At 43.8% G+C, this 11,966-nt stretch carries 10 protein-coding genes; 7 read left to right on the forward strand and 3 right to left on the reverse strand.

The window, feature by feature from the left end:
• Positions 1–269: 269 nt before the first annotated feature.
• From pilV to JYB87_RS05760, 6 genes are read left to right on the forward strand one after another with little or no spacing between them, the layout of a single operon-like run.
• Complete coding sequence (gene pilV, locus JYB87_RS05735) at positions 270–821, forward strand: type IV pilus modification protein PilV (RefSeq protein WP_228729954.1); 552 nt, start codon at positions 270–272, stop codon at positions 819–821.
• A complete protein-coding gene (locus JYB87_RS05740) occupies positions 818–1,792 on the forward strand; it encodes a PilW family protein (RefSeq protein WP_407695832.1) in 975 nt (324 codons plus the stop codon). The genes pilV and JYB87_RS05740 overlap by 4 nt, the downstream gene beginning before the upstream one ends.
• A gap of 1 nt (position 1,793) precedes the next feature.
• A complete protein-coding gene (locus JYB87_RS05745; RefSeq protein WP_207355937.1) occupies positions 1,794–2,273 on the forward strand; it encodes a pilus assembly PilX family protein in 480 nt (159 codons plus the stop codon).
• 3 nt (positions 2,274–2,276) lie between these two features.
• Positions 2,277–5,867, forward strand: coding sequence for a pilus assembly protein (locus JYB87_RS05750; RefSeq protein WP_207355938.1), 3,591 nt, complete (start codon positions 2,277–2,279; stop codon positions 5,865–5,867).
• Between the two features lies 1 nt (position 5,868).
• Positions 5,869–6,264 carry a type IV pilin protein gene (locus JYB87_RS05755; RefSeq protein ID WP_324032562.1) on the forward strand — a complete coding sequence of 132 codons (396 nt, stop codon included), beginning with the start codon at positions 5,869–5,871 and terminating at the stop codon, positions 6,262–6,264.
• Positions 6,264–6,560: a TapY2 family type IVa secretion system protein gene (locus tag JYB87_RS05760; protein ID WP_207355939.1), complete on the forward strand. Its 297-nt coding sequence runs from the start codon at positions 6,264–6,266 to the stop codon at positions 6,558–6,560. Before JYB87_RS05755 ends, JYB87_RS05760 begins: the two co-directional genes overlap by 1 nt.
• A 177-nt stretch (positions 6,561–6,737) precedes the next feature.
• Here JYB87_RS05760 and JYB87_RS05765 read toward each other — a convergent pair whose 3' ends face one another.
• The gene (locus JYB87_RS05765) at positions 6,738–8,450 is read right to left on the reverse strand and encodes a GNAT family N-acyltransferase (RefSeq protein ID WP_207355940.1); all 1,713 of its coding nucleotides are present in this window, start codon (positions 8,448–8,450) and stop codon (positions 6,738–6,740) included.
• Between the two features lie 182 nt (positions 8,451–8,632).
• On the reverse strand, positions 8,633–9,913 hold the full coding sequence (locus JYB87_RS05770) for a YjiH family protein (RefSeq protein WP_207356608.1): 1,281 nt from the start codon (positions 9,911–9,913) through the stop codon (positions 8,633–8,635).
• A 479-nt stretch (positions 9,914–10,392) separates the two neighbouring features.
• Here JYB87_RS05770 and JYB87_RS05775 point away from each other — a divergent pair, with 479 nt between their 5' ends.
• The gene (locus JYB87_RS05775) at positions 10,393–11,076 is read left to right on the forward strand and encodes a DUF998 domain-containing protein (protein WP_207355941.1); all 684 of its coding nucleotides are present in this window, start codon (positions 10,393–10,395) and stop codon (positions 11,074–11,076) included.
• 30 nt (positions 11,077–11,106) lie between these two features.
• On the opposite strand, the gene JYB87_RS05780 is transcribed toward JYB87_RS05775, so the two are convergent.
• Positions 11,107–11,958 (reverse strand): U32 family peptidase, encoded by an 852-nt coding sequence (locus tag JYB87_RS05780; RefSeq protein ID WP_207355942.1) that lies wholly within the window; start codon positions 11,956–11,958, stop codon positions 11,107–11,109.
• Positions 11,959–11,966: the final 8 nt, after the last annotated feature.

Raw genomic sequence — 11,966 nt, forward strand, 5'->3', positions numbered from 1 at the left:
AAATCATCTTTACAAAGTTACTCAAAATGTGATTGAAAAGTATTCAAGATGTTGAATTTAAATAAACAACTGATGAGAACAAGCTAAACGTTTGTCTTCGCCTCTGAATTGATATGGCAAAACAGCATAAATGATATGGGTTTTGCTATACGTTTGTTACTAGCCAATCTGCGGATGTTTATCTATTATACAACTTATACCTTATGGTAACTGGCAGAAATTTAACAACATTTTCTGTCGAGGTTTTGGCAGTCGCCGGAGATTTGACATTGTCTAAAGTAAAGAGAGCAGGATTCTCTCTCATCGAGGTCATGGTAGCGCTGGTTATCTTAGTGATCGGCCTGATCGGTATTTTCAATTTACACATCGTCGCTAAGCGCTCGAGCTTCGAGTCGTTTCAGCAAACCACAGCCGCGTTTCTGGCCAATGACATTCTTCATAGAATGAAACTCAACAAGACCGAGCTTGCTAACTATGCTGGAACTTACGGTCCTCTTGCTTCTGGTGACACCGAGCCAACTGTTTGCGATGTGTCTGGAGCAAGTTGTTCATCTGCAGATATGAGAATTTGGGATATCTATCAGTGGCGCTGGCTTTTCTCTGGTGATGCAGAACTTACATCCTCTAGTACATCTGTGGGCGGGTTAGATTCCACTTCGGCCTGTATTACTGTAGGAACTGACAGGAACGTTACCATCGCAATCGCATGGAAAGGTATTCAAGAAACTGCTGGAACCTCCATTAACGACTCTACATGTGGTACGAGTTTGGGTAAAAAGCGACGTTTGTTTGTACTTACATCAGTAATAGAGCAGGGATGAGCATGAAGTTAATCGGCAAAAATGGCTTTTCTCTTGTCGAACTGATGGTCGCGATGGTTATCAGTTTGTTTTTGACGTTGGGCGTCTTTGCAATGTTCAGTATGTCCGCGACCAATGTAACGACTACAGGACAGTACAATCAATTACAGGAAAATGGACGTCTAGCTTTAGCTATTATTTCTCAAGATATTGAACAACTTGGTTTTTTTGGTGATGTAACAGGAACCGATTTTATCATTGATTCCAACACAACTATTGTTGGAGCCATTTCGGACGATTGTGTAGGTGCCGGTCAAAATAATGCAACATTGCCAAATACAGAGTCAGCTCATTTTCGACGAGTTTGGGGCTATGAGGCCGGCGTAAGTGGTTCCATAACTTGCGGAAGTACAGCGCTAGATGCAATAGATGGTACAGACGTTATACAAATAAAACGACTTGTCGGTCCTGCAGGTGTATCTGCTGGATATAACGTTGCAACGAATTCGAGTCAGATTTGGTTTTATGGGGCTAGTGCGAATGTTCCATCGGATGCTAATTTACTGCTAACTAATAGTCGAGTTTGGGGATATCAGCACCATATTTACTATCTGCAAACTTTAAATGAGATCCCTGTTTTATCGCGAAAAGCTTTGTCTTCGTCAGGAATGAACATCGAAGACCAACTGGTCGAAGGTATAGAAAATATGCGGATTTTGTATGGTTATGATGAGGACGGGGATGATGCCGCTGAAAGTTTTCTTCCTGTTGCCAACGTAACTAATATGATGTGGGACAATCAATCGTTTCAACGAATCGTAGCCGTTAAAATTTTTCTACTTGTCCGCACGATTGAACAAGACCCGAGCTACACAAACGATATTACATATCAATTGGGTGATAAAACGGTTGGGCCATTTGATGACCATTTTCGCCGCAAAGTGTTAGCAACAACAGTAATGTTGGAAAACCCCGTTTTAATTAGGAATTGATATGAAAAATAAAAAACGACAATCAGGTGTAGTGTTATTTTTTGCATTGATTCTTTTAGTCATTATGACTTTCATTGGCGTTGCATTAGCAATGAACGCAGGTCAGTCACTCCGAATGGCTGGAGCTGGTTCCGAAAGAATTGAGGCGAAGGCTATTGCCGATGGTCGAATGATGTTTGTTATAAACAAGAATTCAGGTGCAGCGTTTGCAAATCTTTCGTCGGAATCTACCGCATCTGATGAAACGCCACAGTTGACTATGCCAACGCTTCCCTCTGAAGAGGATTCATTAACAGTCTCTCCTATGCCCAGCGACGCCGTAAGAGACGTAGGGTGCCAACGTACAAGTAACGCGATGTCGACCAATCTTGTAAGTTGCAAGAGGATTGAAATTAGAAGTCGTGCGGCTTATGGCAAAAATGATTTGGGCATTATTGAAGTTGCCACAGGTGTTGAACAGCAAGTGCTAACAGGTAACTAGACTATGAATACAGTAAAATTGTTAACAGTTTCCATATCTGCAATTGCCACGCTGTTAGTGTCGGCTGCGACTTCTTTCGCTGATGATACTGAACTCTATGTGATTGATTCTACAGTTAGAGTCGGAAAGCGTCCGCAAATATTATTCATCTTTGATAACTCAGGCAGTATGTCGACTGAAGATGAAAACGCGATCAGTACCTATTGTTCAGCGGAGGAAAAAGCAGCTGAAGTTTGTAATTATCCTGAAGGATTTGAAACGTATTTAAATAGTTACTCAGGGTATATTAATGAAAAGGGGATCTATTGGAATGCGGGTGGAATCGATAATACAAGCCTAGCACCCACGCCAGATGATCCAAATGATGCTCGTCGTTTTTATTTAAATAATAATAACTGTAATACAGCTAAAAAAACGTTGGAGGAAAAAGGCCGTTACACTGGTTACTTTAGAGAGTTTAATAAAAATCGATGGGAGCCATTAGCAAATAATAATGGTTTTAACGATAATGATATTGTTGATTGTTTTGAAGATATCATAAATAAAGACCCAAAAAATCCTGGCAGTGATAGGCAGGGGAAAACAGCTACCCCATTTGCTGATGGTTATCCAGTAAACACAGCAAAAATGTATACAACTGGTGCTTCAGACACCGATGCAAAATTCAGTTTAGACAACACCGAATTTGGTAAGGAACCGCCCGTAACGCTTTACACTGCGCATTACTTAGTTTGGTATAAGTGGGTGACTACGACAGAAGCAGGTCAGTCAAGTGGTGGCACAGGTACGCGTTTGGATGTCGCGAAAGCCGCATTAACTTCAGCATTAGATACGCTGGCAATACCGATCGATGCCGCGTTAGCTGTTTTCAATCTCAATTATCCAGCAGAAAATGACGCAGACGGTGGTCGAATTATTTATGACATGCATGAAATGACGTCGACCAATAAGACAGCTTTAACCTCTTTAATAAATGGAATGCCTGCTCAGACTAACACGCCATTATGTGAGACTTTGTATGAAGCTTATAAGTATTTTAGCGGCGGGTCAGTAGAGTTTGGCAACGATGATGTAAATCCGAGTGGTACAGGCAATGGACATGTCGAAGGTTATGTAGCGAACAGTCCTCCAAATGTTTTTGGTGATGGACCTTATATTTCTCCATTTAAAACCTGTGAAGATACAGCTTATATTATTTATATCACGGATGGTGCTCCAACCTTAGATAAAGCTGCTGATGGGCAAATTTCAGAACTCATTTCTGGTGCTAAAGTTGATGCCGATTATTCGCCAGTGACCTTTATCAATGATGACGAGGTAGAAGAAGAAAGCTATATGCCGGCTCTTGCTGCATATATGTTCAATAATGACGTTGTAGTCGGGCCTACGGATTCAGAAGGAAATGACAATAAGCAGAATGTAAGGCTTTACACGATTGGATTTTCTGATGGTGCCGATAGGGCTGCAAAAATTCTTAATGAAGCTGCGTTACGCGGTGGAAACGAAACAGTTGACACTAATGGCATCTCCACGGGTTATTACAGGGCACATACGGGTTTAGATCTGGTTGATGCGATAGATAATACGTTGAAGTCAATTTTGAGTGTTGATTTGTCATTTACATCTCCAAGTATTGCAAGTAATAATTTTGACAAAACACAAACCTATAACTCTGCGTATTTTGCCATGTTTTTGCCAGGCAGTGGGCCTCGTTGGAGCGGTAACCTTAAAAAACTCAAAGTTAATTCTAAGGGTGAGTTGGTTGGCCCTGACGGAGAATTAGGAGTAGTTGACTCCGATGGTAACATTGCCACCACAACCTGTACCTTTTGGAACTCCTGTCCTCAAAACAATACAGATGGTAATAAGGTCAAATCTGGTGGTGTGCTACCTGCGCTTCGTGATGCACTTACCGACCGAGTCATCTTCACCAATAGTGGTGACTCACTAATTCCACTAAGTGATGTTTCCGACTCCGACTTAGCAGTGGCATTGGGAGGGGGGATAGATAGTACCGGTGTCACACCTTATAGGAACTGGATTTATGGTGTGGATGTTGATGATGAAGATCGTGACGGTAATATTTCAGACGCACGTGAAGATATTATGGGCGATCCGCTTCATTCCAAACCGTTAGCCATCAATTTCGGCCCATCGACAACGAACTTAGATGTTCGAATTATTCTTGGCACCAACCAAGGGTTGGTACATATGTTTAAAGATTCTGATTCGGGTAGTAAGGACTTTTCCGTAGGATCTGTTTCAGAATCTTGGGCTTTTATTCCATCAGAACTTGTAAGTAACGTACCTACGTTAAGGACTGATGACTCAACCGGTCAACATAGTGTTTACGGTATGGATTTATCTCCAATTTCATATGTTGAGACTTCTACGTCAGGTGCAGTAACTAAGGCTTGGGTATATTTAGGAATGCGTCGAGGTGGGTCATCTTATTACGCACTAGATATTTCAAGCCCTGATGCTCCAAAATTTGGATGGACGATTACTCCTTCTACCACGGGATATGAAGACCTTGGGCAAACTTGGTCGGAACCTGTGGTGACTAAAATTCCTGGTTATGAAGGTACAGTGCTGATTTTCGGCGGAGGCTATCCTTCTGCAACTGCAAACGGTCAAGCAATTTACATCGCCGATGCTTTTACTGGCAACTTAGTAAGGTCTTTCACTACTTCTGGATTGGATAGTGTTCCGAATCGAGTAGCAATCTTGGATAGTAATAACGATGGGATAACTGATCGCGTTTATGCTTCTGATATTTCAGGAAACATATGGCGTATGGACTTAGCCGGAACGGATAATACAAAGTGGACAATATTTAAGTTTGCTTCTGTTGGCGGTACTGATGCTAATGCCAGAATGTTCTTTGCTGAACCAACGGTGGCTCAGACACAGTTTTCTAATATAAGTTCAGAGACAGTAGATGGCGTTACCACTAATAGTTATCAAACCATTCCTTATGATGCTGTGACAATAGGAACTGGCAACAGAACGCATCCTCTCGATGTCACAACAAATGATATGTTCTATGTTTTTCAAGACAGAAATGTTGTTAGTAAAAATTTCGACGGCACAGTAAATTCTATTCCGTCTGCTCTAACAATCGATAATCTGTACAACGTAAGTTCAGCTGCACCTAGTAGTGAAAATGAGTATATTTTGTTTGGTGAAAAACGAGGCTGGTACTTTGATTATTCGGTTGCTGGTGAGAAGACGCTATCAGCCTCCCTCATTTTTAATGGACAAGTTCATTTTACCTCGTTTATTCCTCCAGTGAATGCAACACCAGATTACGACGCTGGTGTATGTGGCTATTCTGCAGGAGAGGGGCGACTCTATGTATTTGATCTTCATCGAGGCACGAGGAGCTATAGTCAAATTTACTATGAACTTGGACAACGTGTTCCTGATACTCCCCAGATTGTTATCCCTGAACCTGATGAGGGAGAGGAAGCTCAAGCTTATCTGATCGGTGTTGGAAAGGGCGAGAGAGAAAATGGTCAATATACAGGGACTATTAGCCTCGGTGGCGGTTTGACAACGAACCGTATCTATTACCACGTGAATGAGAACTAAGATGACTAGGATGGTAAAAAAGGCGAGTGGTTTTACGCTGATTGAAGTGATGATCGTGGTGGTGATTATTGGGATTTTGGCGTCAATCGCTTATCCGTCATACATCGATTTTGTTACGCGTAGTAACCGCGCAGAGGCTCATGCGGCATTGATGAAAGTGGCGAATTTGCAGGAACAATATTATCTCGACAATCGTAAATATACCTCTTCTATGAGTGATATAGGTGTGCCAGTATCTACTGCTAGTAACTATTATGAAATTTCTACCACTGTGGCCAGTGGAGGTTTTACTACTTTTGCTAAAGTTGTTTCTAGTAGCGTTCAGAAGCGTGATACTCAATGCCAAGAAATGTCGATAAATGATAAGGGTGAGAAAAAACCTTCGGAGTGCTGGTAATGAAATTATTGCTAACTCTAGCTATTTTAATGAGCTGTGCTGTATCGCAATCAGCATTTGCGGCAGCCAAAGTGAGCTATAAATGCTATTTGGAAACGACGAAAGGTCACGAAGTGGCATTTTACCGTTGGAGTGATGAGAACATCGTCTCGAAAGTTGCCGGGTTGTCTGCGTCAAAGCGTAAAGATAACAAAGGCAAAACCTACTATGTGAAGCAAGCGGTTGAGTGCGTGCCTCAGAGTGAAGAGTTTAGCTCAAAAGCTGCGCAGAAATTGGATAAAAAGACGCTGAGATAAGCGGTTAAGGTAAAGAAGGTGAAAGCCGTGGAGATATTAACATCACCACGGCTTTAGTATTTTTACAGCGCTTAAAAATTTGTTCCGACACAATTGGGCCAGTTATTTAAGATGTCATCTAAGTGCGGTTAGCCGTTTTGCACCGACATCATCACACGTTGGCTGCTACTCAAAATGTTAGCCATTGCCTTCGAGATAGCGTTTACGCTTTTTCGGCTTCAACTTTTCAATATCCACCAAGACCACGCCATCAATACAATCACCAAAATCGGCATCAATACCAAAATCTAAGAAGCTGACGCCATTGTTTTGGCATAGCTCTGCATATTGCTTATAGAGTGTTGGAACGGCTGCGCCCATGGTGGCAAGTGTCTGTTTAAGCACCTTAAAAGCGTGTTCATAATCCAACCCACTATAGAGCGCATTAAGCTCCTCCCTGCGGTTGGCACTGATTTCATAAGGGTGAAATGAGTTGGCTAAAACGCTATCGGCAGGGAAATGTTTTTGATAGAAATGGACGAGCATCTCTTTAGCTAACGCAGGGAGTTGATTGCTGATGGTTACCGGACCAAATAGATAGCGATACTCCGGATTTTTTGCCAAGAAGGCGCCAATTCCGACCCAAAGATAGTCGAGGCTGCGTTTGCCCCAATATTTAGGTTGAACAAAGCTTCTGCCGAGTTCTAATCCTTGTTCAAAATAGCGCTCAAACTCCTGACTATATTGAAACAAGGATTCGCTATATAAGGTTTGGCTTTGTTGATGCAAAAGCTTGGCGCTCGCGAAGCGGTAGGCGCCAACAATCTCTAATTCATCTCGATCCCATAACACTAAGTGCCAGTAATGTGGGTCATATTGGTCGGTATCTCGGCGTTTGCCCGTACCTTCACCAACAGCGCGAAACGATATTTCACGTAGCCGTCCGATCTCGCGCATAATGGGGCTGGCGTCGTGGTGGCGGTATAGATAAATCTGTTTCTCATCTGGGGTTTCGCCCAGCAATTCGCATTCTGAGAGCGCGCGTTGTAATGCTTGGCGGTCTTCCGGATGCGCAATGGCGCTTTGGGTTTTGAAAATGCCAGGCCGGTTTTTACCGATCCGATAAAGATGGTTTTTCAGCAGGTTTACTTTGGTTTTAATCGTGAAATCATTGCCCGAAATTGCATCTGCAGGGATCAATCCACCGATGCGAACAGGGAAGGTGCGATTACTTTGTTTAAACATCTCCTTGACCAACATCAGCGTCGCCAAAGGCTTATAGATCATTGATGCGCCGTAGAAGGCGGCTGAGTTTTTTGCGTTGACGTACATAGGCAATAAGGGCGCATTACAACTGGTGGCGATTCTAAGAAAGCCTGAATGCCAGCGGGTATCTCTAACGCCATTTGGCCGTAAACGTGATACTTCACCGGCGGGGAAAATCAGCACTGCACCGTCATTGTGTAAGTGCTGATGAATCTTCTCTAGCTGCTGTTTTGGCGTACCACCCGTCATATTTCTCACTGGTAGTAGCAGGCTATGCAGCGGTGGCAGATGCATCAACAATTCATTTGCCACCACTTTTAAGTCGGCACGGACTTCACTAATTAGTTTGATGAGCACTAAGGCATCGAGCGAGCCGATAGGGTGGTTGGCAAAAATCACTACTCGGCCAGATGGGGGCAAATTTTCTAATTCAACGTCTGGCACAGTGTAAGAGATATTAAAGCACTGCAGTACTTGCTCGACAAAATCGACGCCCTGCAGATGGCTAAATTGAGTAGCAATTTCATTGCATTGTTGCTCGTTGAGCATATATCGCAGCATCGCCTTTGTGGGCTTTGCCAACCAAGGTTTGTTATTGATCGTGGGAAGGTTATCTGCGACGACTTTTTCGACAGTGAATATCATGCTCGGCCTTATAGATAGATAAGTGCATGCCGAGCTGGCTGCGCAGCTTACGGCAGTATTGAGCACACTTTAAGCATGATGTTTGACTGAGATATGAAGCCTGAATGGCAAAATTATGACAACGAGTAAGCGCAATGCCCGACCTTTTTAGTGACGTCGGGCATTCATGTGTAGAAGAGGGCTTAGAAAAATAGATGTGCCATGCCTGCAATTACAGGCAAGGTTACCAAGGTCCGCAATAAGAAAATAACAAATAGCTCCCCAACGTTGACCGGAATTTTACTGCCAATCAGCAGTGCGCCCACTTCACTCATGTAGATCAGTTGGGTGACTGAAAGCGCCGCGATCACAAATTTTGTGATGTCAGCGTGGATGGCATTGCTGGCCAGAATCGACGGGATAAACATGTCGGCGAAGCCCACTACAATCGTTTTTGAGGCTTCTGCAGCTTCTGGCAGTTGCAACAATTCGAGTAATGGTTGAAACGGCATGCCAAGATAGTCAAAAACGGGGGTGTGCTCTGCAATTATCAGAGCTGTTGTACCAATCGCCATCACCACCGGAATAATACCAAAAATCATATCGATAACGTTTTTACTTCCTTCAGTAATAATCTGTTTTACGCTACTGACTTTGCTGGCTTTTTCCATGGCGAGATGAAAGCCCCAAGATAACACGTGATGATGATCAGGTACGGTTTCGTCGTTTTCATGGCGTGGCGTGCCGTTGATGTATTCATCCTTTTTCCAGCGCAATGGCGGCAAGCGTGGCACGACGATAGCAGCAACTAAGCCTGCCAAACAGACGGTGAGGTAGAAGGGCACAAACTTGGCTTCTAGGCCGACTTGGGCAATCACCACCAAGCTAAAGGTAATGGATACCGCTGAGAAGGTTGTGCCAATAATTGCGGCTTCTCGTTGAGTGTAAAATTTGTCTTCATATTGTTTACTGGTCAGCAAAATCCCCACGCTGCCGTCTCCTAACCAAGATGCAACACAGTCAATTGCACTGCGACCGGGAAGATTAAATACGGGACGCATTATTGTGGTGAGTAACGTGCCAAACAATTCCAGCAAACCGAAGTTCAGCAGTAACGGCAGTAATAAACCTGCAAAGAAAAATACACAGAATAGCACCGGCAGTAAGTCGCCAAATACCAAACCACCTGTAGCAGCTGAGGTAACGGCGTCTGGGCCAAATCCAAAGTAGGTCATGGCAATAAACACTGCACCCAACAGTCGTACCAGGAGCCAGAATGGATTGACATTGAGCAGGTTATTAAGAAAACCGTTGGTTCTTACAAATTTGGGCTTTAACAGAACTACGGCAAGTGACATCAGCGCCATCGCCAATACAATAACGGTCAGTACGGTACCAATCGCATCGCCAATGGCGGCTTGAAGGGCTTTGGCAAGAATGGCGACTGGAATGGTCACTGCATCTTGGTAGCTGATTGGTGTCATAAACAGAAAAACACCAATGAGTGATGGCACGATAAAGGTTAAAAGCTGCTTGAGCGTATGTTTTTTTATTGTTGTCACTTTTATGTTCCGTTTTAAGCTGGGCGATAAGCAAATTGGGGGGCTTATTGCTGGGATCCGTATCAGCGGAAACTTCCAAGGTTACCTTGTCACTAAAAACTTGTAAATTTGGGATGTCAATTTCGTGCGCTCGCAAGATTAATCAGCCGTCTTGAATTTTTATTCTATCCGTTGGCCGGTTAGATGCTTGCAAACTGCGGTGTTTTAGTGGTGCTGTTAAAGTAACGAATTGATTTGTAAACGCGCATTTTGCGATACAGTGAGCGCAAAGCTAATTATCCCTACTAACATTTGTATGGTAGTTTTATTGTGATGAGCCCAGTTGGCGGTCTCGCGATTGAAGTGACGGGCACGCTATCTACCTTCAACCTAGTACGTGGCGACTGAGAAAAACGTCAACTATGGAAAAACAGCTACGATTTGTCCGATTGGCCGTCATCTTCGGCGGGCTTGGTATTTTGGGGATTAGTATAGGCGTGCTGGTCGCGCTTGTGGGCGCATCGTCTGTTTTAGCCGAGCACATAACACCGTTTAATTTCACTTTAAGCGAACTGGGCAATTACGGTCACTCGCCGTTTGCTGTTGTATTGAATGGCGGTTTGTTTTTCGGCGGTTTATCTTTAGTGTTGTTTTGCCTCTATTCGATGCCATTCTCTAAATCGATTTCCGGTGCGCTATGTTATTTGGCCATGGCGTTAGCCTGTTTTACCTTGGCCGGGATAGGGCTATTTCCAATCAATGTTTATCACTTGCATACCGCCATGTTGAAGTGGTTTTTTATGTTTGGCTCGATGAGCGCCTTGTGTTATCTGATTAACTTAGCCTTGGGCTATCAAAGCATTTTTCGTACCTGGTCATGGCTACCAGCGGGTTTTGCCTTGTTGGGGCAAGCTTCATTTCTTGTGTTACCACTCTTTAAAATGGGGCTTACCGAAGGTAATCGGCCGTTTTATCAGGAGATGGTGCTGGAGGGAAGCAGACCCGAGTTTTGGTGGCCTGCTTGTATCGAGTGGTTTAGCTTTGCAGTCTTTCTAGTGTGGATTATTAGTCTAATTATCGACAAATTTTTGTATTTAAAACGCTAAGTTGACACTTAATTAGCACACTGCAATGCATTACACCAATGTCATGCCGGCAGCTTCATGCCAGTAGCCGTTGCAGCGATTTGTGGCATCAAGCAGAGTGTGCGGCTCACCGTTAATCAATGCAGTTGCCATCGCGATATGCTCAACGCTAAATGGCGAGATGCGAAACCAGTCAATGCCCATATTTGCCATCGTCGGTATATCCTTACGCAAATCACAGCAGGCTGCGGATTGCGTCTGAATACCATTGATCCGCAATAGGTCTTGGTGTTCCATGGTTTGGCTTAGCAATCCTTTAGGATAGCGTTGGCAAATGGTGTCGCAATCATCCTTTTTCAATTGATGATGACGGGCAGTAAAGCAACGGGCGGAATGTGCCAGCGGCAGGTAACCATAACCGAATACCTCGATTTCAAACGATGGTTTGCTGGCGATTATCGGCTCCAGCCATTTGCGCGACAGATCCACTGGCATTACAAAACGCTGCATACCCCAATCTGCCATTTTTTGCAGTGAGGTGAGGTTGTAGTTGTTTATGCCGGGGCCACAAACAAAAGGAAGCTTGAGTTCTACAGCAAGCGCCACCATGCCCATATCGTTGACTTCTAGGGTAAAAGTGCCGTTTTCTAGCTGTTTTTTGCACTCTTTAATTTCAGCATCTGATTGCACTAACGCGAGTGTTGATAGCACAACCGATTTGCCAGCTTGTTGCAGCTTTTGGGCGATGGCGAGGTAATCTTGCCAGCGTAATAGACGCCTTTTACTACATACGGTTTCGCCAAGATAAACCAACGGAATCGGGCTTGCTGCTACCGCATCGTAGAAGCTTTCTACCGCACTTTTTTCCCAGCAATACTGCAAAGGACCTAATGAAAAATTCATCCTCTATT

This window comes from Shewanella avicenniae (assembly GCF_017354945.1).
Taxonomy (GTDB): Bacteria; Pseudomonadota; Gammaproteobacteria; order Enterobacterales; family Shewanellaceae; genus Shewanella; species Shewanella avicenniae.

What these genes read in the sequence shown, in the direction of transcription:
- JYB87_RS05755 (WP_324032562.1), top strand. Translation starts at nt 5,869, where the DNA reads ATGACTAGGATGGTAAAAAAGGCGAGTGGTTTTACGCTGATTGAAGTG.
- JYB87_RS05775 (WP_207355941.1), top strand. Translation starts at nt 10,393, where the DNA reads ATGGAAAAACAGCTACGATTTGTCCGATTGGCCGTCATCTTCGGCGGG.
- JYB87_RS05770 (WP_207356608.1), bottom strand. Translation starts at nt 9,913, where the DNA reads ATGACACCAATCAGCTACCAAGATGCAGTGACCATTCCAGTCGCCATT.
- JYB87_RS05760 (WP_207355939.1), top strand. Translation starts at nt 6,264, where the DNA reads ATGAAATTATTGCTAACTCTAGCTATTTTAATGAGCTGTGCTGTATCG.
- JYB87_RS05765 (WP_207355940.1), bottom strand. Translation starts at nt 8,450, where the DNA reads ATGATATTCACTGTCGAAAAAGTCGTCGCAGATAACCTTCCCACGATC.
- JYB87_RS05780 (WP_207355942.1), bottom strand. Translation starts at nt 11,958, where the DNA reads ATGAATTTTTCATTAGGTCCTTTGCAGTATTGCTGGGAAAAAAGTGCG.
- JYB87_RS05745 (WP_207355937.1), top strand. Translation starts at nt 1,794, where the DNA reads ATGAAAAATAAAAAACGACAATCAGGTGTAGTGTTATTTTTTGCATTG.
- JYB87_RS05750 (WP_207355938.1), top strand. Translation starts at nt 2,277, where the DNA reads ATGAATACAGTAAAATTGTTAACAGTTTCCATATCTGCAATTGCCACG.
- JYB87_RS05740 (WP_407695832.1), top strand. Translation starts at nt 818, where the DNA reads ATGAGCATGAAGTTAATCGGCAAAAATGGCTTTTCTCTTGTCGAACTG.